Raw genomic sequence first — 26,356 nt, 5'->3', positions numbered from 1 at the left:
TTGTTACATTGATTTAAATTTTTGACTGCCAACCCGAAGGCTAAGCAGTTTCGATTAACTCAACACCTGTGAGTGTCCACACAGATTTCTTGTTTTATCTTGTTAAAGAGCGTTGACCACATACCGTTGCCGGCGGGTCGTGCTGATGCTTCATCAGCTCAGGGTCGTGCATTTTACGCATTTCCCGTTTCGCGTCAAGGAGTATTTTACAACTTCTTGCTGCGCTTGAATTAAGTGCTTAAAAGCGACTCAATTCAACCTAACTCGTCAGCTGGCTTTCGCTGTCTGCCGTGTCAGTGGATGCGCATTATAGGGAGCAGAAGATTTTGTGCAAGGGCTTTTTGTAGGAAAATAACGATTAATGGTTTAGACGTTTACTTATCAAACGATACGTATAAAAAAGGGGCTAAAAAGCCCCTTTATCTCGATTAAGTCTGGCAATCTATATGAGTCACGCTCAGCTAGATCATCATAAATACTGTTATCTATGGACTAAAGAAGCGAGATTCTTGCTCAACTTCGACTTCTTCACCGTTGATATGAGTTTTCACTTTTATCTCGATATTAGTAACTGAACGAGACAGCTCTACCGGATCGATACCGACACTAATAGGGAGAGTTAACACTTCACCACCTGCAATAGTGACCGAAGTTGGACCGTACCATTTATAGTTATCTAATCCTTCGACACTCATAGTGTATTCGTGGGATTGCTCTGTCTTATTAAGAATCTTCAAGGTGAAGGTGTTTTCAATCAAACCTTGATTGTTCTCTCTATAGAGCTGGTTGCGGTCACGAATGATGTCCATACGCACAGGCGCTATGGTCGCACTGGAGTATATAAAGACTAATATCATCGCTACCAGTACCACGCCATAACCGACAAGTTTAGGTCGCAGCACTTTTTGCTTAATTCCTTCTAATTTGTTCTCGGTGGTATAACTGATAAGCCCTTTCTCATAACCCATACGATCCATGGTTTGATCGCAGGCATCGATACAAGCGCCGCAGTTAATACACTCATATTGCAGACCATTACGAATGTCGATTCCCGTAGGACATACCTGCACACACAAGTCACAGTCGATACAGTCGCCAAGCCCTAGCTCTTTAGGGTCATCTTTGCGTGACCGCGGACCACGGGTCTCACCACGTTTAGTATCGTAACCCACGATAAAAGTATTCTTATCGAACATGGCCGCTTGGAAACGAGCATAAGGGCACATGTGGATACACATGATTTCACGCATCCAACCCGCATTGCCGTATGTGGCGAGTGTAAAGAACACGACCCAGAAGTAGATACCACCAGAAGCATTAAGCGTAAATACATCGACATAGACTTCACGACTTGGCACAAAATAGGACACAAAGGTCATCGCCGTCATCAGTGAGAGCAATAGCCAGGCCGTATGTTTCGCCGTTTTACGCCAGAGTTTGTCAAAGCTCCATGGCATTTGATCTAACTTAATGCGTTTATTGCGTGCGCCTTCAAGTTTTTCCTCGAACCAGATGAACATAAAGGTCCATACTGTTTGGGGGCAAGTGTATCCACACCAAACACGGCCAAGATAGGTGGTCACAAAAAACAGAGCGAAGGCAGCGATCATAAACAACGCTGCAAGCAAGGTGAGATCCTGCGGCCAAATCGTTAAACCGAAGACGTGAAACTTTTGTTCGCCCAAGTTAAACCATACGGCTTGACGGTCGCCCCAAGGGATCCAAGGTAAAAGCAGGAAAAATAACATGGCGATCCAGCCCATGCGGCGACGTACGCTACTCCACAAACCGTCTATGGCTCGGACATAAATCCGATTACGAGGATTAAAGCGATCGGCTTTACTCGCATCTGGCTGGTGAATCTTAATTCGATTGGTTTTCGAATAGTCCTTGTTGTTAGATTCTGAGTTCATCGTTACAGCCTTTTACTGCTTTAATATTGGACGAAAACTAGCTTATTATACCCATATTCTTAATGGTTATTCACTTATGTTGGACTAAAAGATGAAAGGTTGGATCATATTGGCGCTACTCGCGGGTGCTTTATATTACTTATACACAGAAACAGATAAATTAGATGTTCCTATTGCAAAGACTGAGGTGATGATCAAAGAAATAGAGAATAAAGTTGACTCTATGACGGGAACAAAAATTATTAAAATCGACCATAAACTGGCTAAGGTAAGAACCGACATCATAGAACGTTTATCCACATTAGAACTCGAAGCCTTCAATCAAATTCCAATGACACCCGAGTCTATTGCCGACTTTAAGGCTAACTATTGCGGTACTATGGCACCTCAACATCCAGTGTTTAGCAAAGATAATCAGCTTTATCTATGTGATCACCTTTAATCATTACAGACTCATAGGCAAACGGGATTTTGCTATATAGCGCTAAGGTTTAGACTTAGGTGATTGACCTTATATATGATTCCGCCTAGCCTTTGAGGCATTACAGCATAAAGGCCTATGAATCATGACCCAACAAGTATCAGACATTTTTGATCCCACCCTATGGGATGAAGTCAGTGGATTTCATTTCGACGATATTACTTACCACAGAGCCAAAGCGCACGGCACAGTACGCATTGCCATTAATCGCCCAGAGTGCCGTAACGCCTTCCGACCTAAAACCGTTGATGAATTATTTATCGCACTCGACCATGCACGCCAATGGTCTGATGTGGGTTGCGTACTGCTTACGGGTAACGGTCCTTCGGCAAAAGATGGTGGCTGGGCGTTCTGTTCAGGTGGCGATCAACGTATTCGCGGCAAAGATGGCTATAAATATGAAGGCGCCGAAGAAGGTAAGGCCGATCAAGCCAGAATGGGCCGCTTACATATATTAGAAGTACAACGCCTTATCCGCTTTATGCCTAAAGTGGTCATCGCCGTTGTGCCGGGCTGGGCGGTGGGTGGCGGCCATAGTTTACACGTAGTGTGCGACTTAACCTTAGCCTCGAAAGAACATGCAATATTTAAACAAACCGATCCCGATGTTGCGAGCTTCGACTCAGGTTATGGCAGTGCTTATCTCGCCAAAATGATAGGTCAAAAACGTGCCCGCGAAATCTTCTTCTGCGGATTTAACTACAGTGCTGATGAAGCCTTCGACATGGGTATGGTTAATAAATCCGTTCCCCATGCAGAGCTAGAAACCGAAGCATTAATGTGGGCGAAAGAGATTAACTCTAAATCACCTACGGCTATGCGTATGCTTAAATACGGCTTCAACATGACTGATGATGGTATGGTCGGTCAGCAATTATTTGCCGGTGAAGCGACGCGTTTAGCCTATGCGAGCGCCGAAGCACAGGAAGGACGCGATGCCTTCCTCGAAAAACGCGATCAAGATTTTTCAGCCTTCCCTTGGCACTACTAATTTTAGAATCGTATTAATTTACGTTTAAATGCTCAAAGCCCTCCATCGTGAGGGCTTTATGTTTTTTACAACGGATAAATAGATAAAACCGTTTAAACTAATCTGAAAACACGGCTTTTAATTTTAATGAGAATTGTTATCATCTAAGTATTCCCGCTGGGAGCCTATTTAGAGGACAAGATCATGACTAAGACACTCACTTTTGCTGTACTACATTTTAGCGTCGCTTTTACCGTAACCTATTTATTAACTGGCAGTGTGGTCGTCGGTGGCGCAGTAGCCTTAGTAGAACCCGCGATTAACACTGTAGTGTTTTACTTCCATGACAAAGTGTGGAAACGCATTGAGGCAAAAAAGCAGCACGAGCTAGATGCCATTCCAGCATAGAAAGCTAAGCCACCAGCATTTGCTATTACTGTAAGTTAATCGTCATTTTGTCGTGAATCTAAATGAAAAAACCGCCAATAAAGGCGGTTTTCATTTAAATATCTCTATTTATTCTACTGTTACAGATTTTGCCAAGTTACGTGGTTGATCCACGTCAGTACCTTTGATTAATGCAACATGGTACGACAATAGCTGTAAAGGAATAGTGTAGATCAGTGGCGCCATAAAGATGTCACAGTGTGGCACAGGGATCACTTTCATCGTGTCATCCGACTCAAACTCGGCATCTACATCGGCAAACACATACATTAAGCCGCCACGGGCACGCACTTCTTCAACATTCGATTTCAGTTTTTCGAGCAATTCATTGTTTGGCGCAACGACAATCACTGGCATATCGGCATCGATAAGCGCCAGTGGGCCGTGTTTTAATTCGCCAGAAGCATAGGCCTCAGCATGAATATAAGAAATCTCTTTCAGCTTTAACGCGCCTTCCATCGCAATCGGATATTGATCGCCACGGCCAAGGAATAATGCATGGTGTTTATCGGCAAAATCTTCAGCCAATTCTGCAATCGCAGCATCTAAACCTAAAGCTTGTTCCACTTTTGCTGGCATAGATTGCAGGCTTTGAGTGATTTGAGCCTGCATTTGATCAGACATACCATTGTGGCGACCGATCACCGCAGTCAACATTAATAAGCCAGCAAGTTGTACAGTGAAAGCTTTAGTCGATGCCACGCCAATCTCTGCGCCTGCTTTCATCATGTAAGCCATGTCAGATTCGCGAACCAATGATGAACCTGGCGCATTACAAATGGTCAATGTGGCTTTATAACCCATTTCTTTCGCTAAGCGCATGGCCGCTAAGGTATCGGCAGTTTCACCCGATTGTGAAATCGTCACCAACAGGCTATTTGGGAATAAGTGCGACTTGCGATAACGGAATTCAGAGGCAATTTCGACGTTACAAGACACGCCAGCCCAATCTTCTAACCAGTAACGTGCCGCCATGCCCGCATGGTAACTAGTACCACAGGCGATGATTTGCACATGTTTGATATCTTTTAAAAACTCAGCAGCGTTGTCACCAAAAGCCGTGTCTAGCACTTGCTTATTAGCAATACGACCTTCAATTGTGCGCGTCAGTGCCAATGGCTGCTCGTAAATTTCTTTAAGCATATAGTGGCGATATTCGCCTTTGTCACCGGCATCGTGGGTAATTTCAGATTCTTTGACTTCACGCTCAACGGCATTACCGTTTAAGTCGAAAATACTCACGCTGCGACGGGTCACTTCGGCCACATCACCTTCTTCTAGGAAAGCAAATGAGCGAGTGACGGGTAATAAGGCGAGTTGATCTGAAGCGACAAAGTTTTCACCTAGACCAAAACCAATCACCAATGGACTACCAGAGCGAGCAACAACCATACGTTCACTATCACGACGGTCAATAACGACTGTGCCATAGGCGCCTTCGAGTTGTTTAACCGTGGCTTGTACGGCACCAAGCAGAGTGCTATGGGTTTTCAGCTCATGGTGCACTAAATGACAAATCACTTCGGTATCGGTATCTGAACTAAAGTTGTAACCTAAACCTTTAAGCATTTCGCGCAGTTTATTGTGGTTTTCGATAATACCGTTGTGCACCACGGCAATATCACCTTCCGATAAATGCGGATGAGCATTACGCTCACTCGGCTCACCGTGGGTCGCCCAACGAGTGTGCGCGATACCGGTTCCGCCTGCTAATGGGTCAGTTTCAAGCGCAGCCGACAACTCTTGTACTTTGCCAACGCGGCGCGTACGGTTGAGTTCACCATTGTGAATAACGGCAACGCCTGCAGAGTCATATCCGCGATATTCTAAACGGCGTAAGCCTTCTACCAGAATTTCAGCCACATCCCTTTGCGCCACGGCGCCTACGATTCCACACATAGTCTTTACCTATAAATTAAAATGAAGTTGTTAAGCTATTTTGTCTATTGAGCGTAGGGCGCTAACATAACTCGCACGCCCTGATCTGAAATTTGTTTGAGCGCACTCTCGTCGATACGTGAGTCGGTGACCAACACACTGACCTTGGACCACGGTAACTCTAAGTTAGGGATCCGCTTGCCGATTTTGTCTGAATCGACCATAACGATCACTTCGCGGGAAACTTCGGCCATCACTTTGCTTAGACCTGTTAACTCGTTAAAGGTGGTGGTCCCGCGTTCAAGATCGATACCATCGGCACCGATAAACAGTTGGTCGAAATTATATGAACGCAACACTTGCTCGGCGACTTGGCCTTGAAAGGATTCAGAATGCGGGTCCCAAGTGCCACCGGTCATCAATAAGGTGGGCTCGTTTTCGAGTTCATGGATGGCATTTGCAAGGTGTAGCGCATTCGTCATGACCACCAGCCCACGCTTATCGTTCAGCTGTTCAATCAAGCCTGACGTCGTAGTGCCACTATCGATAATGATGCGATTGTGATCTTTAATCAGCTGCGCGGCGGTTTTCGCAATAGAAAGTTTATTAGGCGCGATCTTGGCAGAGAACTGTTGAGTGACTTCGTCTGGAATCGCCACGGCGCCACCGTAACGGCGCAATAATAAACCCGTTTTCTCAAGCGCGGCGAGATCCTTACGAATCGTCACTTCTGAGGTTTCAAAACGTAACGACAGTTCATCAACGCTCACTTCACCCTGTTCGTTCAATATGGTGATTATGCTGTGGCGACGCTGCTGTGTGTTTCGTTTATTCATAAAACCTTTCAGTTAAGTTTCGATTCGAAAGGTGCATTATAATGAAACGAAACTTTTTTGCTAGTCATACGAAGCACTCTTTCGCATGATCGCGAGTCATTTTAATTAATTTAAAATTGTGAACTTAAAAACTAACCAATAAAAAAGCAGTTTATCCTTTAGGGATGAACTGCTCTTAATGGATTTAAAACGTTATGAATTTTAGAACTTAGCTTCAACAGCAACACTGAAGTTACGATCTTGGCCAATCGTCACCATCTTATCACTGCCACCATCTAAATATTCAGTATCAAAGAGGTTTCTGACGTTGGCACGAATACTGACATCTTTACCCATGATATCCATAGTGTAGGCAGCACCTATATCAAAACGCACATAACCATCTTTGGTGATGGTGTTATCAGCATCAGCAAAACGTTCACCCACATAAATAGCACCAAAGTTCATCGCAAAGTTGTCTGTCACTTCGTAACGGGTCCAGATATTGGCCGACCATTCAGGTGCATCAATAGGAGTTTTACCATCTAAGTTCTTGCCACCGATTTTGCCTGCACCGGTATTATATTCAGCATCTAAATACATCATAGAAGAAGTCACAAACCAGCTATCACCTAACTGGCCTTGGGCGCCAACTTCAAAACCTCGATGATGCTGCTCACCACCTTGGGTAGTGATCGTTTTATCTCCTTCATTCGTTAATGGGATGTCTTGTACTGTGGTGACATTAGAAACCGTAATATCAAACAGGGCTGCTGTTAGCAGTAGGCTATCATTAAATAACTCCCACTTAGTCCCTAGTTCATATTGAGTACCGTACTCAGGTTTCAGGTTATCTCCATGATTGACATCTTCAGAACTGGTTACTGAACCCTGTGGTGTAAAGCTTTTTGAATAATTAACGTAAATGCTACCATTAGCCATTGGCGAGTAAATTACCCCAAACTTAGGCGACACTGCATAGCTGTTTTCACCTTCTCCGTCTTTCTTCTGTTCGTCGTAACGCACACCAGCAAGCAATTTCCATTGCTCATTAAGCGTCATCAAATCCTGTAAATAGAAACCGTAATACTTGTATTCACTTGGGTTGCTTAGCTTACCTTGGTGATAATCAAGATCTTGCTGAATAATTGGTTGCCCAGGAATTACGGGCTGACTTTTGCCTTTCTGAATTTGCTGCTGATAGAAATAGTCTAAATAGTTAGCACCAATAAGGAATTGATGCTCCATTCCTGCCAAAGAAAATTCACCCGTGAAATCCACATAGGCCGTTTTATGCTGCCAATCGTCATAACGATCAAACGGGTTTATGGTGTAACCATCTTTGTATGGATCTTCAGAGCCTTTATTTAAGCTTGGCGCAGAGTCTAAACGTTGGCGATTAAACTGCTGATCGTTATAACCAACTTTGACTTTCCAATCATCACTCATCTGCCAAGTTAGATCGGCACCTAAGTTAGAGACTGTGTTATCGGTAAAGGCCCAAGGTGCATCCCATACGGTTTTACGTTCACCGATAACATTACCTTGTTTATCTAACCACCCACCCGCATCAATACCCGCTTTATCTTGGGTATGATCGTACTTAACCGATAACAGAACATCATCACTGACATCAAATTCTAGGTTTAAGTAGCCCAACCAACGGTCACGCTCTTGATTCTCATCGTTAGCGGAATACTCACGCCAGTATTTTGTGTCTTGCTTCACTAACACGCCGCGGTAACGAAGACTCTGAGCATCATTTAAACTGCCGCCCGCATCTAGCTGAGCACGGGTCGAACCAAAACCATCAGTATCAAAACCTAAATCGAGCATTGAATCATAGGTCGGTTTCTTAGTGACCATATTCACTAAACCACCAGGGCCAGATTGGCCGTACAACATGCTCGAAGGACCTTTCAATACTTCGACTTGCTGTAAAGTTTCAATTGGTTGTACGTAGTGAGACCATTGTTGATGGCCATTGATAAGATAACCGTTACCCGAATCGAGCTCGAAGCCGCGGATACTGAAGACTTGACGGTTCCAGCGTGTGGTTCCCGCTGTCACACTCGAATCATTAACTAATACTTCCGCTAGATTGGTTGCCAACTGTTCATCAGTCACAAAATCGGGGATCACATTAACTGACTGTGGGGTATCCATTAAGTCAATATCGCCACGCATGGCACCCGATGCACTACCGACTTTATAGTCGTTAAAAGTACGGCCAGTCACATTGATGCGCTCAATATTTTTATCGCTCGCCACTTCTGCAATAACCGGCATAGCCATTAATGCCGAGCCTACAGCTAAACCTATAACTGAATATTTAAATACCATTGCCAACACCTCAAATAGACCTTTCGTCTTAGAATTGCAGGCAAATATAAATGAGAAGTGTTTTTATTTTCTCTTCTTTACTAAAATTTACAATTGAGTGTGATAGTGATCAAATTAACTTAAAAACCAACAATTTGCCCATACCACAAAAACATAAAGAAAATCTTAATTATTAAGCGTTACTTAATAAAAAGGCTTTTTAGTGCAACACATTGAACACAATAAAGATAAAAGCGGCACATGGCCGCTTTTTTGACATTAAGTTGAGTTTTAAAACTTACTTTTTAATTTTCACTGGACGTTGCCAACCTGTGAGGTGTTTTTGTTTAACACGAGTGATCACTAACTCATTCTCACCCACATCACGGGTAATCGTTGAACCGGCCCCTAAAGTTGCCCCTTTACCTATGGTCACTGGAGCCACCAACTGAGTGTCAGAGCCGACAAAGACGTTATCTTCGATAACAGTAAGATGCTTATTCGCGCCATCATAGTTGCAGGTAATAGTACCAGCACCAATGTTGACGCCATCACCAATGATGGCATCGCCTAAATAGGCTAAGTGTCCAGCTTTGGATCCCACACCAATCACCGCTTTTTTCACTTCAACAAAGTTGCCTATATGTGCATCTTGCTTAAGTTCTGCTCCCGGACGTAAACGTGCAAATGGGCCAGCACTGGCTGCAACGCCAAGCGTAGCACCTTCTATAATAGAGTAAGGCTTGATCTCAGCATCATCGGCAATCTCGCAATCAATTAAAATCGCGCCTGCGCCAATAGTGACATTATTACCCAAGGTCACTTTGCCTTCGAATATCACATTAATATCGATCATCACATCCATACCAACAGTGACTTCACCACGGATATCGATACGGCTTGGGTCGCGAAGGTTCGCCCCCGCCAACATGAGCTTTTCGGCTTCACGAGCTTGGTAAGCACGTTCAAGTTGCGCTAATTGCACGCGATTATTGGCGCCTTCGACTTCAATGGCCGATTGTGGCTGAGCAGTATCAATAGCAACGCCATCAGCGTGCGCCATAGCAATAATATCCGTTAGATAATATTCGCCTTGAGCATTATTGTTCGATAAACGGCTCAACCAAGTTTTAAGTTGTTTACCCGGAACCGCCATGATGCCGGTGTTAATTTCGTTGATCAGCAACTGTTCTGCTGTCGCATCTTTTTGCTCAATAATTCCAATGACTTTTCCTTGCTCACGGACAATACGGCCATAACCCATAGGATTCGCTAAATTCACTGTTAAAATAGCAACACCATTTTCAGGACGGGCGGCGAGTAATGCTTCGAGAGTCGATGTTTGGATCAACGGCACATCGCCATAAAGAATAAGTACTGTATCGCTGTCGGCGATATGTGGGCTAGCCTGTGCAACCGCATGACCTGTGCCTAATTGATCGGCTTGCAATACCCAGTTAAGTTGTTGCTCACCCAAACAGGCTTGTAGCTTGTCGGCACCATAACCATAGACTAACTGAATAGAGTCACTGCCAACTTTATTAGCGGTATCGATGACATGTTGCACCATGCTCTTATGGGCGATGGGATGTAATACCTTAGGAAGATCAGAGCGCATCCGTGTTCCCTTGCCAGCCGCTAAGATCACTACATTTAATGCCATTACCATATCCTTGAAAAAATACCCAAGAGGGTGAAAAATTGCGGTCGATTTAGTGGCGCAATTTTAACGGAAAGCACATCGAAAAGCGAAGTAGATAGCGATGCTAATCAATCAAAGACATGCAAGAATGCCAATCTATCCCATTTTTAGACACAAAAAAGGCGACCATAGGGTCGCCTTTTTTCACAAACAATAACCTTATCTGGCAATGTTTTTCTTGATGGTTTCAACAACACGTAATTGAGCCATAGCCTTAGCTAACTCAACCATAGCCGCGTCATAATTGAAGTCAGCGCCAGCAGTTGCCATATGGGCTTCTGCACGACGCTTAGCTTCTAATGCCGCTTGCTCATCAATATCTTTGGCACGCATAACCACATCAGCCAATACGGAGACAGAAGAAGGCTGCACTTCCAGAATACCACCTGAAAGGTAAAACACTTCTTCACTGCCGTCTTGCTTGACGATGCGCGCCATGCCAGGTTTGATATAACTAAGCAAAGGAGCGTGGCCATGCATTATGCCCAACTCACCTTCAGAACCAGTCACTTGCAGCGAAGCTACACGACCAGAGAAGATTTTGCTCTCTGCGCTTACAATATCAAGATGTACTGTCATGGCTGCCATCCCGTTCTCCTTAAAAAACTAAGTATGAATACTTAGTTATTTCTTTTTGTTCGCTTTCTCGATGACTTCATCGATTGAGCCAACCATGTAGAACGCTTGTTCTGGCAGGTGATCAAACTCACCGTTCAAAATACCCTTAAAGCCACGGATAGTGTCTTTCAGAGAAACGTACTTACCAGGAGATCCAGTAAAGACTTCTGCTACGAAGAAAGGCTGAGATAAGAAACGCTCAATCTTACGAGCACGGAATACGACAGTCTTGTCTTCATCAGACAATTCATCCATACCCAGAATCGCAATAATGTCTTTCAGCTCTTTGTAACGTTGCAGTACAGTTTGCACGCCGTTAGCAACGTCATAATGCTCTTGGCCAACAACCAATGGATCTAATTGACGTGAAGTCGAATCCAATGGGTCAACCGCAGGGTAAATACCCAGAGAAGCAATTTGACGTGACAGTACAACAGTCGCATCTAAGTGAGCGAAGGTTGTTGCTGGTGACGGATCGGTCAAGTCATCCGCAGGTACGTATACCGCTTGTACAGAAGTAATAGAACCCGTCTTAGTTGAAGTGATACGCTCTTGCAGAACGCCCATCTCTTCAGCCAATGTTGGTTGATAACCTACCGCAGAAGGCATACGACCTAACAGTGCAGATACTTCAGTACCGGCTAAGGTATAACGATAGATGTTGTCAACGAACAACAGTACGTCACGACCTTCGTCACGGAACTTCTCTGCCATAGTCAGACCAGACAGTGCAACACGCAAACGGTTACCTGGAGGCTCGTTCATCTGACCATAAACCATGGCCACTTTGTCGAGAACGCCAGAATCTTTCATCTCGTAGTAGAAGTCGTTACCTTCACGAGTACGTTCACCTACACCGGCGAATACAGAAAGACCCGAGTGGGCTTTAGCGATGTTGTTAATCAGTTCCATCATGTTAACTGTCTTACCAACACCCGCACCACCGAACAAACCGACTTTACCGCCCTTAGCGAATGGACAAACAAGGTCGATAACCTTGATGCCAGTCTCTAACAGTTCAGTAGAGCTTGATTGATCTTCGTATGAAGGAGCTGTACGGTGAATGACATAACGCTCTTCTTCACCGATTGGACCCGCTTCATCAATAGGCTCGCCTAATACGTTCATGATACGGCCAAGAGTGGCGGTACCAACTGGAACAGTAATAGGTGAACCTGAGTTTACTACTTCAAGACCACGACGCAGACCGTCAGAAGAACCCATAGCGATGGTACGAACTACACCACCACCTAGCTGTTGCTGAACTTCCAGCACCAAACCATTACACGGGCCTTCACCTACGATTTTCAGAGCGTCATATACTTGAGGTACGGCATCTTGTGGGAACTCTACGTCCACAACCGCGCCAATCACTTGGACAACAGTACCTGTGCTCATGATTAATCCTCTAAAACTTGTATTCGTTACCTAACCTAAACCGCAGAGGCACCAGAAACAATTTCCGACAGTTCCTGCGTAATCGCAGCCTGACGGGCCTTGTTATAGACCAGTTGCAAGTCGTTGATAAGCTCACCCGCGTTGTCTGTTGCCGACTTCATTGCCACCATACGGGCAGCTTGTTCAGAGGCAATGTTTTCAACAACACCTTGGTAAACCTGAGATTCTACATAACGGACCAATAAAGTATCCAAAAGTGCTTTTGGATCTGGCTCGTAGATATAATCCCAACGATGAGCAGTTTCATCATCTTCTGATTTAGGCAAAGGTAGCAGCTGCTCGATCACAGGAGTCTGCGTCATAGTATTCACAAATTTGTTAAATACCACGTACAGACGATCCAGCTTGCCTTCGTTGTAAGCTTCTAGCATGACACCGACTGTCCCGATCAAGTCAGCGAGCTTTGGAGCATCGCCTAAACCTGAAGCGTGAGCAGACACTTGTCCACCGAAGTTTTTGAAAAACTGCACACTACGTGCACCGATAGGGCAAAATTCAAATTCTGCACCTTGGGCTTTCCAGCTTTTCACGTCTGCAATAACCTTTTTGAAAAGGTTAACGTTCAGACCACCACAAAGGCCACGGTCGGTTGCTACAACAATGTAACCAACCCGCTTAGCCTCTCTCACCTCCAAATAGGGGTGTTTATACTCGAGAGAACCTTGCGCGACGTGACCGATCACCTTACGCATGCTTTCCGCATATGGACGGCTCGCAGCCATGCGTTCCTGCGCTCTGCGCATTTTGCTGGCTGCCACCATTTCCATGGCGGACGTGATCTTCTGAGTGTTTTTCACACTCGCGATCTTGGTTTTAATCTCTTTAGCGCCGGCCATCTCTACTCTCCAATCTGGACCTGAGGTGTCTTAAGACACCTCTATCATTGTTACCAGGTTTGGGTTGCTACGAACTTGTCGAGGCCAGCTTTTAATTCAGCTTCGATATCAGCGCTATAATCGCCAGTATCATTGATAAGCTTCATTAAAGGAGCATGCTCGCTGTTCATGAACGAGAGCAGAGCGGCTTCGAAATTACCGACCTTATTCAGCTCAACACTCTTCAGGTAACCTTTTTCAGCTGAGAAAATAGACACAGCTTGAGCGGCTACGCTCATAGGAGCATATTGCTTTTGCTTCATCAGTTCGGTAACACGCACACCATGCTCAAGCTGAGCACGTGTTGCATCGTCAAGATCAGATGCAAATTGCGAGAACGCAGCAAGCTCACGATACTGTGCTAGTGCGGTACGAATACCACCAGACAGTTTCTTGATGATCTTAGTCTGAGCCGCACCACCAACACGAGAAACAGAAATACCTGGGTTAACCGCTGGACGTAGGCCAGAGTTAAACAGATCGGTCTCAAGGAAGATCTGACCATCGGTAATAGAAATTACGTTGGTCGGTACGAATGCAGAAACGTCACCCGCTTGCGTTTCAATAATCGGCAGCGCGGTTAAAGAACCAGTTTTGCCAGTTACTGCACCTTTAGTGAACTTCTCTACATAAATCGCGTTAACGCGTGATGCACGCTCTAATAAACGTGAGTGTAGATAGAATACGTCACCTGGGTAAGCTTCACGGCCTGGTGGACGCTTGAGCAGTAACGAAATTTGACGATAAGCAACTGCTTGCTTAGACAAATCATCGTATACGATCAAAGAATCTTCACCGCGGTCACGGAAGTATTCACCCATAGAACAACCAGAATATGGCGCTAAGTATTGTAGAGCAGCGGCTTCAGAAGCAGTTGCAACAACAACGATAGTGTTAGCTAACGCACCGTGTTCTTCTAGCTTGCGTACTACGTTAGCGATAGTAGAAGCCTTTTGGCCAATCGCGACGTATACACATTTAATGCCAGAATTTTTCTGGTTGATAATTGCGTCGATCGCCATTGCTGTTTTACCAGTTTGACGGTCGCCAATGATCAATTCACGTTGACCACGCCCGATCGGGATCATGGCATCAACGGCTTTGTAACCAGTTTGAACTGGTTGATCAACAGACTGACGTTCAATAACACCTGGTGCGATAACTTCAATTGGCGAGAAACCATCGTTATCGATAGGTCCTTTACCGTCAATTGGCTCACCTAGAGTGTTAACAACGCGGCCAAGAAGACCGCGGCCAACTGGAACTTCCAGAATACGGCCAGTCGTTTTCACTTTTACGCCTTCTGCTAAATCAGCATAAGGACCCATTACTACGGCACCGACAGAATCACGTTCAAGGTTCAACGCGATTGCAAAACGGTTACCAGGCAGTTCGATCATCTCACCTTGCATCACGTCGGCTAGGCCGTGGATGCGGATGATGCCGTCACTTACCGCAACGATAGTACCTTCGTTACGAGATTCGCTAACGACTTCGAACTGCTCGATCCGCTGCTTAATCAGATCGCTGATTTCAGTGGAATTCAGTTGCATGCTCAAACTCCCAATTACGACTGCAGCTTATCAGACAGACGCGATAACTTACCGCGGACCGAGCCATCGATGACTAGGTCTCCTGTCTTAATGATTACACCGGCGATGAGCGCGGCGTCAGTGCTACAATTCAGCTTAACTTTGCGTGCGAGACGTTTCTCTAAAGAAATACTAATCTGCTGTTGTTGTTCAGAGCTCAACTCAGTTGCAGAAACCACATCGGCTTCTACTTCTTTTGCCCACTCATTACGGTATTCAGTAAATAACTGAGATACAGCAGGTAGCACCTTTAAGCGACCGTTTTCAGCCATTACCTTTATCAGGTTCTGACCTTGCACATTGACTTGCTCACCACACACACTAATAAAGAGTGCTGCGAGCTTAGTGCTGGCTAAAGAGCCAGCTAACAGTGGTTGCATGGTTTCGTTTTCACTCACCAATGCGGCAAACGTGAGCATTTCAGCCCAAGAATCCACTGCATCTTGTTCAATAGCAAAGTCAAAAGCTGCCTTTGCGTAAGGGCGAGCGATGGTGGTTAATTCAGCCATAACTCAACTCCCTTATCAAATTTCAGCGACTAGTTTATTAACTATGTCACTGTGGGCGGCTGGATCAATAGAACGCTCAAGGATCTTCTCAGCACCCATGATGGCAAGAGTAGCAACCTGCTTACGCAGATCCTCTTTGACGCGATTACGTTCAGCTTCAATTTCTGCTTTACCCTGAGCGATGATTTTAGCACGCTCAGCGTCTGCTTCGGTTTTGGCTTCTTCAACTATTTGAGCTTTACGCTTGTTAGCTTGCTCAATAATTTCATTAGCCGTTACCTTGGCTTCTTTTAGTTGGTCAGTCGCTTTCGCTTGTGCCAACTCCAGGTCTTTTACCGCACGATCAGCATCAGCTAGACCGTCAGCAATCCTTTTTTGGCGCTCTTCGATGGCATTCATCAAAGGGGGCCATACAAACTTCATGCAAAACCACACGAAGATGATAAAGGCGACCGTCTGACCGATTAGGGTAGCGTTGAAATTCACAACAGCCTCCTATTTAGAGTTAAGACAGAAGCGTTTTTTACAGCATTGCACCCAGTGGGTTGGTAAATAGCATAAATAATGCGATACCAACACCGATCATAGTTACGGCGTCAAGAAGACCCGCTACGATGAACATTTTAACTTGTAGCATAGGAGCCATTTCTGGTTGACGCGCAGCGCCTTCCAAGAACTTACCGCCTAATAAGCCGAAACCGATTGCAGTACCAAGAGCACCCATACCAATCAGCAGAGCAACAGCGATAGCTGTCATGCCTAAAATCGTTTCCATCTGTATCTCCAGTATCTAAATCTATATTAGTTGATGATTTAGTTTAAAATTTCTTCAGCAATCCTTAATGATCTTCATGCGCCATGCTTAAATAAACAATGGTCAACATCATGAAGATAAACGCCTGCAGCGTGATAACCAAAATGTGGAATATTAACCAGCCCAGTTGCAGAGTCACACCTAGGGTAGATAATAACAAGTTGGTACCATACATCAGCGCAATAAGGATGAAGATCAACTCACCTGCGTACAAGTTACCAAAGAGTCGCAATGCCAATGAAATTGGCTTAGCAATCAAAGTAACAGTCTCTAATAGGAGGTTGACGGGTATCATTGCCTTATGGTTAAAGGGCTGTAGTGTCAATTCTTTAACAAACCCAGACACACCTTTGACCTTAATGCTGTAAAAAATAATCAGCACGAACACACCAATAGCTAAGCTAAAAGTAATGTTAACGTCAGTCGTCGGAACCGCTTTTAGATAGGGAATACCCATTAAACTTGCTGCGTGAGGCAGCCAATCTACAGGGATCATATCCATGAAGTTCATCATGAATACCCATACAAAAATGGTCAGAGCTAAAGGCGCGATCAGAGCATTGCGACCATGAAAACTTTCTTTCACGCTGTTATTTACGAACTCGACGATAATCTCAACAAAACATTGCAGTTTGCCAGGAACACCGGAAGTCGCTTTTTTACCAACGCTGCGGAAAATCCACAGGAACAGAACACCAAGACCAACCGAAAAGAACAACGAATCAATGTGCCATGTCCAAAAGCCTTCACCAACACTTAAGTTGGTAAGGTGATGTTGGATATAGCCCTGCGGTGTTAACGCTTCACCAGTTGCAGCCATGATTCATCCCACTTAACTTTGCTTGAAGTATAAAGGAGCTGTCCAATGCACGATTAGCGTCAGCACATAACAAACAAAAAGCGGCATAAAAGCGACCTTAAGATTGATAAATACAAACGAAAACATTGCGATGGTTAACAGCAACTTTACCGCTTCCCCCCAGTAAAAAGTCTTTATGACTTTTGCAGCTGAACTTGCTCCCGTGTGGGAGAAAGCGAGGGTTGCGAATACAAAATTAGGGAGCACAGCGATTGAACCACCTGCTAATGCAGAATAGCCAAACTGAACTCCCCACACGGCGAAAAAGAGAATTGAAGCACCCCCAGCGACCGCCGCCTGCATCATCACCAATTTATAGGCTGACCACCGGCCACGACGCGCTAAAACCTTACTCAATTCATCCTCTCCGCATTCATACTTTTTGTTTCGATGACCGGATGACAAATACCCGTATTTATGTCGATGCACAAAAAGCTTGCGAAAGTATACCTTTTCACGCCTTCATTGCAACTTTGAGATAAGGAAAAACAACACTTTTAACGTGATCTCGCGCCAAACGAGTTAAAATGTAAGATTAGCATCTGTCACAAATTTACATTAAAAACTGTTAATCTACAGACATTAATGAATTTTACTAAGAATTCCGTCTAATTCAGCCAGATTCTGATAGTTAATTACAATTTTACCCGTGCCCTTACTGCTATGAGCGATCGAAACCTTGGCACCTAATCTTTCAATTAACTGCTGCTCTAAACGACAAACATCTTGATCTTTAGTCGTAGTTTCGGCTTGTTTAGGCGGATTTAAGGTTTGATTAATTAATCGTTCAGTTTCGCGAACGGTTAATTCCTTAGCGGCCACTAATCTCGCAAGATTTGTTTGTTCTTCTCCCTCAATTGCCAACAAAGCGCGAGCATGACCCATATCAATGTCGCCATACTCGAGTAGACGCTTAACAGGCTCATTTAAGCCGTTTAAACGTAACAAGTTAGATACACTCGCTCTGGATTTTCCCACAACATCGGCAACCTGTTGGTGAGTCAGTTCAAACTCTTGCATTAAACGTTGCAATGCAATGGCTTCTTCCATGGCATTTAAGTCTTCACGCTGGATGTTTTCAATCAAAGCAATAGCAACAGCGGCTTCATCAGCTACTTGCTTTACAATGCAGGGGATTTTATTCAAGCCAGCAAGTTGCGCAGCACGCCAACGACGTTCACCCGCAATGATCTCATACATGTTATTCGTTACTTGTCTCACAACGATAGGCTGAATAATGCCTTGGTTGCGGATAGAGTGTGCCAGTTCTTCCAACGCTTCAGGGGACATGTCTTTACGAGGTTGATACTTACCTGGCTGTAATAAGTCTAAATCGAGATGGATAAGCTCTTCTTTTTTATCGACAACATCAGCTTCGTCAGTGTGCTTTTTACTGGCGGCATGGCTGTTACTCAGTAGGGCATCTAACCCTTTGCCTAATCCTCTTTTCTTTAACGTCATGGTGATCCTTTACGCTTGCTTAGCCTGAGTTTGTTGTTCTGAACGACGGATCATTTCACCCGCAAGCGCTAGATACGCCTTAGCGCCAGCACTCGATTTATCGTAATACATAGCAGGCGCTCCAAAACTTGGTGCTTCTGCTAGCCTCACATTACGTGGGATAACAGTACGGTAGACTTTGTCACCAAAATGCTGTTTTAGCTGATCGGACACATCATTAGATAAACGATTACGCGGATCATACATAGTACGTAAAATGCCTTCGATGCCAAGTCCAGGATTAACCATAGCAGCAAGCTTAGTGATGGTATCAATCAGCGCAGTTAAGCCTTCGAGGGCATAATATTCACACTGCATAGGCACGAGTACAGAGTCGGCCGCAGACATAGCATTTACGGTCAACATGTTCAATGAAGGAGGGCAGTCGATGAAGATATAATCATATTGATCTTTGATCGGTGCGAGCGCGTTACGCAAACGAACCTCACGGGCAAAAAACTCCATCAATTTGATTTCTGCCGCAGTGACATCGCCATTACTGGCGATCAGATCATACTTACCTGCAGTGTTTTTAATGACGATCTCGTCGAAGGATTTTTCTTCAACCAATAATTCATAGGCTGTATTAGCTACGTCATACTTATCGACACCGCTCCCCATGGTGGCATTACCTTGAGGATCGAGATCGATCAATAATACTTTACGTTTTGTTGCTGCTAACGAAGCGGCGAGGTTAACGCAAGTAGTTGTTTTTCCTACGCCACCTTTCTGGTTAGCCACGGCAATCACTTTACCCACAATATCACCCTGTATGTAAATGCTGGTTTATTGCCCTTGCTTATAAATGATTTATTTATCACTTTTAAGCCTGTTATTCTTTGATTATCTTCAATAAATGTCTTTTTTCATCGAGTTTAGGCACCTTAAGCTCAATAACTTCTTTCACCACAAATCCACTTGGAATATGTTGTATCTCTTCATCATTCAACTGGCCTTTAAGTGCATAAAACTGTCCATGTTCAGCAGGGAGATGATGGCACCAAGTCAGCATATCTTGGATTGAGGCAAATGCACGACTTAATACACCGTCGAATTTATCCTCCGGTTGATAAGCTTCTACACGGCTTTCAACTGAGCTGATGTTATGTATGCCTAATTCAAAAGACACTTGTTTTTGAAAACGAATACGTTTACCTAAGCTGTCCAATAATACAAATTGTTTATCGGGATTCATAATGGCTAACGGGATCCCAGGTAAACCCGGTCCAGTGCCTACATCGATAAAACGTTCACCTTGCAGGTGTTTTGAAACCACTAAACTGTCCATGATATGACGGATCAGCATAGCTTCGGGATCTCTCACCGATGTCAGGTTATAGGCTTTATTCCATTTGTTGAGCATACCAACAAAATCAATTAGTTGTTTTTTCTGCTCGACGGTTGCGGGCAAATTAATTTCGGCTAAATAAGCCTCTAACTGGGCAGATAACACTGAGCAACCTCAACAAAGATACGATTATGAACGCGAAGGCTATTATGAAGCCCGAAAACGATGAAGGGAAGCCTGAATGCTTCCCTTCTATGACCTAAGCAGCGATTAAGCTAGCTTTTACGCACTCTTACGTAATAAGCCACGCTTTTTGAGGTGAACCAACAAAATTGAAATAGCCGCAGGCGTAATACCAGAGATCCGTGAGGCTTGGCCTATGGTTTCTGGTTTATGGTTATTTAACTTAGCAATCACCTCGTTCGATAAGCCTGGTACTTCTTTGTAATCGAGCGTCAAAGGTAAACCTGTGTTCTCATTACGCACAGCTTTGTTGATCTCTTCCTGTTGACGTTGAATATATCCAGAATACTTAACTTGGATCTGAACTTGCTCAGCCGCCTGTGGATCTTCAAGCCCTGGACCAAAACCTTCGATCTGCATCAACTTGCTGTAATCCATTTCTGGACGACGCAGTAATTCTTCAAATGATGCTTCGCGAGAGATCGGCGTATTCAAGTGTGGGTTTAACGCATGGATCAAAGGTGAATTTGGATGCACCCATTGAGCGCGCAAACGTTGTAACTCAAGTTCGATCGATTCTAACTTCTCACTAAATGCCGCCCAGCGAGTGTCGTCAACTAAACCTAATTCGCGACCTTTTGCCGTTAAGCGAATATCAGCGTTATCTTCACGAAGTAGCAAACGGTATTCGGCACGGCTAGTAAACATGCGGTACGGTTCTTTGGTACCCAGAGTTGATAAATCGTCAACTAGTACTCCAAGATATGCTTCGTCACGGCGTGGACACCAGGCTTCTTTGCCTTGTACTTGCAGTGAGGCATTCATGCCTGCTAATAAACCTTGAGCACCAGCTTCTTCATAACCTGTAGTGCCGTTTATTTGGCCTGCGAAGAATAAACCGTTGATCGCTTTGGTTTCTAATGAGTTTTTCAGATCTCTTGGATCGAAGTAATCGTATTCGATCGCATAACCTGGACGCATGATTTCTGCGTTTTCCATGCCTTTGATCGAACGTACTAAATTCAACTGTACATCGAAAGGTAAACTAGTAGAGATCCCGTTAGGATAGATCTCATTTGTATTTAAACCTTCTGGTTCGATGAAGATCTGATGCGAAGATTTATCCGCAAAGCGGTGGATCTTGTCTTCAATCGATGGGCAATAACGTGGACCAATACCTTCGATGACGCCTGAATACATAGGGCTTCTGTCTAAACCACCACGAATAATTTCATGGGTTTTTTCATTGGTGTGAGTGATCCAGCAAGATATTTGTTTTGGATGATGACTGACATCCCCCATAAATGACATGACAGGTAACGGAGAATCGCCTTTCTGTTCAGCCATTTGAGAAAAATCGATCGTGTTTGCATCGATACGTGGCGGTGTACCTGTTTTTAAACGGCCGACTCGGATCGGTAATTCACGTAATCGATTTGCTAAAGCAATCGCTGGTGGATCGCCTGCACGGCCACCGCTGTAGTTTTCTAAGCCTATATGAATTTTGCCGCTTAAGAATGTACCTGTTGTTAATACAACAGCTGGAGATTCAAAAGCTAAACCCATTTGGGTAACCACGCCAACTACTTGATGATTTTCAACAATTAAGTCATCTACGGCTTGTTGGAAAATACGTAAGTTAGGTTGGTTTTGTAATATATTTTGGATTTTTTGACGATACAGTGCACGGTCAGCCTGTGCTCGTGTTGCTCGTACTGCTGGGCCTTTACTTGAATTTAATGTTCTAAATTGGATCCCTGCATAATCGGTTGCGATTGCCATTGCACCACCTAAGGCGTCAATTTCTTTCACTAAATGGCCTTTGCCTATGCCACCGATCGCTGGATTACAAGACATTTGTCCTAACGTATCGATATTGTGCGTTAGTAATAATGTTTTTGATCCCATTCTTGCTGCTGCCAACGCGGCTTCAGTTCCGGCATGACCACCACCAACAACAATAACATCAAACCGTTCATGAAAATGCATGCCACTACCTTCAATTGCTAAGAGACTCAGTACGAGCCGAGCATTTTAGCATTTGCTTCGTCTTAGGTGAATGATCATTTTACGCTGTTCGATCGAGATGATCCGGACTAATAGATCTTAAGATCTTTATATAGATCTTCTTATTATGTTTACTATTAGGATCGCGTTTTTCTGTGCATAACCCAAATTCATTATATAAATCATTAATTAGCGCGATCTTGATCCTGTGATCTGATCGCGATCTAATGTCATTAAACATGGGGATAGATCGCCTACTTATCCACAAGGCGGATCATTAAGCAGATCGGACTGTGAATAGTACAGAGGTTGATCAGATCTAAATAATAGCTTATCCACATGTTTATACTTTAAATAAGTAAATTGTGGATAAATAGGATCTAAACTGTACATAGATCGGGACCTTATCCAATAAGCGATCTTAAATGTCCTGTTGCCATTGTGCTAACCATGCAAGGGCTGGGTCTTCCGGCACAGGATCAAGCTGTACATCGATCTGGATCTTATCCACAAAGGCTTTTGCATCGCAGTCTTGAATGGCCGAAATTAATTTTTCTGGGCCTTGGCAAAAGGTATCGTAACTTGAGTCACCAATTGCACATAAGGCAAAGTTTACTTGGCTGAGATCCGGTTTTTGCTCGGTAATTTCGTTGAAAAAAGGCTGAATATTATCTGGAAGATCACCAGCTCCATGAGTTGATGACACGATAATCCACAGTGCATGGGTGTCTATTTCGCACAATGTTGGGGTTAAATGAACTTGAACTTGGTGTCTTTGCTCCGTTAATTGGGCCATCATTTCGTCGGCAACATACTCTGCACTGCCCAATGTTGTACCAACGATTACTTCAATCTTTGCCATTATGATTTCTCAGTGTGTTGTTGTTTTTAAAACTAATTTCAATTAAATAGATAGCTGAATGGCTATTATTATGTTCATCATAAAGGAAATGTGGATAGGACCACAGAAGCAATACGTGATTTTTGCAGTTTTTGCATCCTTTATATAAGGTTGGTTTCGCTTACATGTTACCTTTAGCTTCTTGATACATAATTAATATATTTAAAAAGTTAATTTCATTTAAAATCAAATAATTATAATAGGATGATCCATGACAACACCCGTAAATGCGCCCCAGTGGCCACGGCAAATTCCTTACATCATAGCCAGTGAAGCTTGTGAACGTTTTAGCTTTTACGGTATGCGGAATATTCTTACCCCATTCTTGATGACAGCACTTTTGTTGTCTATTCCAGAAGAACTGCGCGGAACTATGGCTAAGGATGTGTTCCATTCCTTTGTCATTGGAGTGTATTTTTTCCCGTTACTCGGTGGTTGGATTGCCGATCGTTTTTTCGGTAAATACAATACTATCTTATGGTTAAGCTTGATTTACTGTGTTGGTCATGCGTTTCTCGCTATTTTTGAACACAGTATTCAAGGGTTTTATACGGGATTATTTTTAATTGCGCTCGGATCGGGTGGGATTAAGCCCTTGGTTTCTTCCTTTATGGGAGATCAATTTGATCAAACCAATAAAACATTGGCGCAGAAAGCGTTTGATCTGTTTTATTTTACGATTAACTTTGGCTCCTTCTTTGCCTCGTTATCTATGCCATTACTATTGAAATATTATGGTGCTGCGGTCGCATTTGGGATCCCTGGTGTCTTAATGTTTATTGCAACTGTGTTCTTCTGGTTAGGCCGCAAACGTTATGTGCATATGCCACCCGAACCGAAAAATCCCCATGGTTTTTTACCTGTTATTCGTACCGCATTACTCACTAAAATCGCAGGTCAAGCCAACATAGGTTTAGTGTTAGCTTTAGTTGGGATAATTTCTGCCGCGTATGCCTTAGTGAATATTCCAACCTTAGGTATCGTTGCTGGTTTGTGTTGTGCGTTAGTGCTTGTGATGGGATTTGTTGGCGCTGGAGCTTCATTGCAACTCGAACGGGCTAGGGGGATCCATCCGGATATCGCCGTTGATGGGGTGCGTTCAGTGCTACGGATCTTAATCTTATTTGCGTTAGTGACTCCCTTTTGGTCTTTGTTCGATCAGAAAGCGTCCACTTGGATACTGCAAGCCAATGACATGTCTAAACCGGAATGGTTTGAACCCGCCATGATGCAAGCTTTAAACCCATTATTAGTTATGTTACTGATCCCATTTAATAACTTTGTGTTATATCCGGCGATTGAGCGCATGGGTATAAAGTTAACTGCTTTGCGTAAAATGGGGGCTGGTATTGCCATCACGGGCGTGAGTTGGATAGTCGTTGGTAGCATTCAATTGGTGATGGATGGCGGCTCGGTATTATCAATATTTTGGCAGATTGTGCCCTATGCTTTGCTTACCTTTGGTGAAGTATTAGTCTCTGCCACTGGGCTAGAGTTTGCCTACAGCCAAGCGCCTAAAGCCATGAAAGGCACTATCATGAGTTTTTGGACCTTATCGGTAACCGTCGGTAACTTATGGGTGTTACTGGCGAACGTCAGTGTGAAAAGTCCGGCTGTGACTGAACAAATTGCCCAGACGGGGATCAGTATTACCGCATTTCAGATGTTTTTCTTTGCTGGTTTTGCCATCTTGGCGGCATTGATGTTTGCGCTTTATGCAAGATCCTATCAAATGCAAGATCATTACCGCCACGTCGAATCATGAGGATGGGTGGAAATATTCGGTTGTAGATAAAAAATCAGCCCATATTGTATGGGCTGATTTTATGGAAATAATATTAAGGTTAGTTATTTTCCGATACAGAAAGAGCTGAAAATCTTGCCGAGTAAATCGTCAGAAGTGAAGCGGCCAGTGATTTCTGATAGTGCTAATTGGCACATGCGTAACTCTTCTGCTAGCAGTTCTCCTGCTAGATACACTTCTAATTGTTCTTTACCCAATTGCAGATGGTTTGCGGCGAGTTCAAGGGCTTCTAAGTGACGACGCCGGGCGATAAAGCCACCTTCGAGGTTACTCTGGTAGCCCATGAGTGATTTTAAATGCTGCTTTAACTGTTCAACACCTAAGCCCGTTTTAGCCGAGATCCGGTAAACACTATAACCTTGTTCTTCGGTCATCATTAAGTCTTCGCCAGTGAGATCGGCTTTATTGCGGATCACTGTTACACCTAAATTTGAGGGCAGGCGATCGACAAAGTCAGGCCAAATATCATGGGGATTAACGGCGGCTGTGGTGGTGCCATCAACCATAAATAACACCCGATCGGCACTGTTTATTTCATTCCAAGCGCGTTCTATACCAATTTGTTCAACGGTATCTGTCGTATCACGTAGGCCTGCGGTATCGATAATGTGCAGTGGCATGCCATCTAAGTGGATGTGCTCGCGTAATACATCCCGTGTTGTACCAGCAATTTCGGTAACAATAGCCGATTCTTTACCGGCTAAGGCGTTTAATAAGCTGGATTTTCCGGCGTTAGGACGACCCGCGATCACGACTTTCATGCCTTCGCGGATGATAGAACCTTGTTTAGCACTGGCTTGCACTAGGTCGAGTTTGTCGATGATTTTATAGAGTGCATTGGCAATTTTGCCATCACTTAAAAAGTCGACTTCTTCATCGGGGAAATCAATCGCAGCTTCTACATATAAACGTAGGTTAGTGACTTGATCCACCAGCTCATGGACTTCCTTAGAAAATTCACCCTGGAGTGATTGCAGCGCGCTTTTAGCCGCTTGCTCACTGGTGGCATCGATAAGATCGGCAATCGCTTCGGCTTGGGTTAAGTCTAGCTTGTCGTTCATAAAGGCTTGTTCACTGAACTCACCGGGTTTGGCTATTCGAATACCACCGACTTCCATTACACGTTTGATCAGCATGTCTAGAACGATTTGGCCGCCGTGGCCTTGAAGTTCCAATACATCTTCGCCAGTAAAGGAATTGGGGCCTTTAAAAAACAGCGCTATGCCTTGGTCGATTACTTGGCCTGTTGCACTTTTAAAGTCGCAATAATCGGCATATCTTGTTTTAGGAAGATGACCTAATACGGCCATAGCGACATCACTGGCCTTGTTGCCTGAAATTCGGATGATGCCAACGCCGCCACGTCCGGGCGCGGTGGCTTGAGCCACGATAGTGTCAGTTGTCACGGAAATACCCACCA

General features: G+C 44.2%; 24 protein-coding genes. 4 read left to right on the top strand and 20 right to left on the bottom strand.

Annotated elements, in window-relative coordinates; genetic code table 11:
* Positions 1–485: 485 nt before the first annotated feature.
* Positions 486–1,913, bottom strand: coding sequence for a cytochrome c oxidase accessory protein CcoG (gene ccoG / locus KO531_RS20325; RefSeq protein WP_131524528.1), 1,428 nt, complete (start codon positions 1,911–1,913; stop codon positions 486–488).
* A gap of 91 nt (positions 1,914–2,004) precedes the next feature.
* Here ccoG and KO531_RS20320 point away from each other — a divergent pair, with 91 nt between their 5' ends.
* From KO531_RS20320 to KO531_RS20310, 3 genes are all read left to right on the top strand, one after another.
* Complete coding sequence (locus tag KO531_RS20320) at positions 2,005–2,355, top strand: hypothetical protein (RefSeq protein ID WP_219252105.1); 351 nt, start codon at positions 2,005–2,007, stop codon at positions 2,353–2,355.
* A gap of 124 nt (positions 2,356–2,479) precedes the next feature.
* Positions 2,480–3,385: a 1,4-dihydroxy-2-naphthoyl-CoA synthase gene (locus tag KO531_RS20315; RefSeq protein ID WP_113941423.1), complete on the top strand. Its 906-nt coding sequence runs from the start codon at positions 2,480–2,482 to the stop codon at positions 3,383–3,385.
* Positions 3,386–3,568: 183 nt separating this feature from the next.
* Positions 3,569–3,772, top strand: coding sequence for a DUF2061 domain-containing protein (locus tag KO531_RS20310; RefSeq protein ID WP_105250772.1), 204 nt, complete (start codon positions 3,569–3,571; stop codon positions 3,770–3,772).
* Between the two features lie 108 nt (positions 3,773–3,880).
* On the opposite strand, the gene glmS is transcribed toward KO531_RS20310, so the two are convergent.
* From glmS to mioC, 18 genes are all read right to left on the bottom strand, one after another.
* On the bottom strand, positions 3,881–5,710 hold the full coding sequence (glmS, locus tag KO531_RS20305; RefSeq protein ID WP_131524527.1) for a glutamine--fructose-6-phosphate transaminase (isomerizing): 1,830 nt from the start codon (positions 5,708–5,710) through the stop codon (positions 3,881–3,883).
* Between the two features lie 44 nt (positions 5,711–5,754).
* Positions 5,755–6,525: a DeoR family transcriptional regulator gene (locus KO531_RS20300; protein WP_131524526.1), complete on the bottom strand. Its 771-nt coding sequence runs from the start codon at positions 6,523–6,525 to the stop codon at positions 5,755–5,757.
* Between the two features lie 201 nt (positions 6,526–6,726).
* Positions 6,727–8,847, bottom strand: a complete 2,121-nt coding sequence (locus KO531_RS20295; RefSeq protein ID WP_219252104.1) for a TonB-dependent receptor — start codon at positions 8,845–8,847, stop codon at positions 6,727–6,729.
* Positions 8,848–9,124: 277 nt separating this feature from the next.
* Positions 9,125–10,489 carry a bifunctional UDP-N-acetylglucosamine diphosphorylase/glucosamine-1-phosphate N-acetyltransferase GlmU gene (glmU, locus tag KO531_RS20290; RefSeq protein WP_219252103.1) on the bottom strand — a complete coding sequence of 455 codons (1,365 nt, stop codon included), beginning with the start codon at positions 10,487–10,489 and terminating at the stop codon, positions 9,125–9,127.
* Between the two features lie 198 nt (positions 10,490–10,687).
* Positions 10,688–11,116, bottom strand: coding sequence for a F0F1 ATP synthase subunit epsilon (locus KO531_RS20285; protein WP_105250790.1), 429 nt, complete (start codon positions 11,114–11,116; stop codon positions 10,688–10,690).
* A gap of 36 nt (positions 11,117–11,152) precedes the next feature.
* A complete protein-coding gene (gene atpD / locus KO531_RS20280) occupies positions 11,153–12,544 on the bottom strand; it encodes a F0F1 ATP synthase subunit beta (protein ID WP_105250791.1) in 1,392 nt (463 codons plus the stop codon).
* A gap of 35 nt (positions 12,545–12,579) precedes the next feature.
* Positions 12,580–13,440 carry a F0F1 ATP synthase subunit gamma gene (gene atpG, locus KO531_RS20275; RefSeq protein ID WP_006084762.1) on the bottom strand — a complete coding sequence of 287 codons (861 nt, stop codon included), beginning with the start codon at positions 13,438–13,440 and terminating at the stop codon, positions 12,580–12,582.
* A 50-nt stretch (positions 13,441–13,490) separates the two neighbouring features.
* Positions 13,491–15,032 (bottom strand): F0F1 ATP synthase subunit alpha, encoded by a 1,542-nt coding sequence (gene atpA, locus KO531_RS20270; RefSeq protein WP_168827626.1) that lies wholly within the window; start codon positions 15,030–15,032, stop codon positions 13,491–13,493.
* 14 nt (positions 15,033–15,046) lie between these two features.
* On the bottom strand, positions 15,047–15,580 hold the full coding sequence (gene atpH / locus KO531_RS20265; protein WP_006083842.1) for a F0F1 ATP synthase subunit delta: 534 nt from the start codon (positions 15,578–15,580) through the stop codon (positions 15,047–15,049).
* Positions 15,581–15,595: 15 nt separating this feature from the next.
* Positions 15,596–16,066 carry a F0F1 ATP synthase subunit B gene (gene atpF / locus KO531_RS20260; protein WP_006083841.1) on the bottom strand — a complete coding sequence of 157 codons (471 nt, stop codon included), beginning with the start codon at positions 16,064–16,066 and terminating at the stop codon, positions 15,596–15,598.
* 37 nt (positions 16,067–16,103) lie between these two features.
* Positions 16,104–16,355, bottom strand: a complete 252-nt coding sequence (gene atpE / locus KO531_RS20255) for a F0F1 ATP synthase subunit C (protein ID WP_006083840.1) — start codon at positions 16,353–16,355, stop codon at positions 16,104–16,106.
* A 64-nt stretch (positions 16,356–16,419) separates the two neighbouring features.
* Complete coding sequence (gene atpB / locus KO531_RS20250; protein WP_105250793.1) at positions 16,420–17,214, bottom strand: F0F1 ATP synthase subunit A; 795 nt, start codon at positions 17,212–17,214, stop codon at positions 16,420–16,422.
* Between the two features lie 12 nt (positions 17,215–17,226).
* Positions 17,227–17,610 carry an ATP synthase subunit I gene (locus KO531_RS20245; protein WP_105250794.1) on the bottom strand — a complete coding sequence of 128 codons (384 nt, stop codon included), beginning with the start codon at positions 17,608–17,610 and terminating at the stop codon, positions 17,227–17,229.
* Between the two features lie 225 nt (positions 17,611–17,835).
* Complete coding sequence (locus tag KO531_RS20240; RefSeq protein ID WP_105250795.1) at positions 17,836–18,714, bottom strand: ParB/RepB/Spo0J family partition protein; 879 nt, start codon at positions 18,712–18,714, stop codon at positions 17,836–17,838.
* A 9-nt stretch (positions 18,715–18,723) separates the two neighbouring features.
* A complete protein-coding gene (locus tag KO531_RS20235) occupies positions 18,724–19,512 on the bottom strand; it encodes a ParA family protein (RefSeq protein WP_131524522.1) in 789 nt (262 codons plus the stop codon).
* Between the two features lie 73 nt (positions 19,513–19,585).
* A complete protein-coding gene (gene rsmG, locus KO531_RS20230; protein ID WP_219252102.1) occupies positions 19,586–20,206 on the bottom strand; it encodes a 16S rRNA (guanine(527)-N(7))-methyltransferase RsmG in 621 nt (206 codons plus the stop codon).
* A gap of 117 nt (positions 20,207–20,323) precedes the next feature.
* Entirely contained in the window at positions 20,324–22,213 is a 1,890-nt protein-coding gene (gene mnmG / locus KO531_RS20225) for a tRNA uridine-5-carboxymethylaminomethyl(34) synthesis enzyme MnmG (protein WP_113941417.1), read from the bottom strand.
* Positions 22,214–22,652: 439 nt separating this feature from the next.
* Positions 22,653–23,093: an FMN-binding protein MioC gene (gene mioC / locus KO531_RS20220; RefSeq protein WP_131524520.1), complete on the bottom strand. Its 441-nt coding sequence runs from the start codon at positions 23,091–23,093 to the stop codon at positions 22,653–22,655.
* 250 nt (positions 23,094–23,343) lie between these two features.
* Between mioC and KO531_RS20215 the strand changes: the two genes are divergently transcribed.
* Positions 23,344–24,897, top strand: a complete 1,554-nt coding sequence (locus KO531_RS20215; protein ID WP_131524519.1) for an oligopeptide:H+ symporter — start codon at positions 23,344–23,346, stop codon at positions 24,895–24,897.
* 83 nt (positions 24,898–24,980) lie between these two features.
* On the opposite strand, the gene mnmE is transcribed toward KO531_RS20215, so the two are convergent.
* On the bottom strand, positions 24,981–26,342 hold the full coding sequence (mnmE, locus tag KO531_RS20210) for a tRNA uridine-5-carboxymethylaminomethyl(34) synthesis GTPase MnmE (RefSeq protein WP_198573711.1): 1,362 nt from the start codon (positions 26,340–26,342) through the stop codon (positions 24,981–24,983).
* Between the last annotated feature and the right edge of the window lie 14 nt (positions 26,343–26,356).

The organism is Shewanella sp. NKUCC06_TVS (assembly GCF_019345515.1).
GTDB classification, from domain to species: domain Bacteria; phylum Pseudomonadota; class Gammaproteobacteria; order Enterobacterales; family Shewanellaceae; genus Shewanella; species Shewanella oncorhynchi.
Note: the sequence above shows the minus strand (reverse complement) of the source record. Positions and strands in the feature narration are given on the sequence as shown.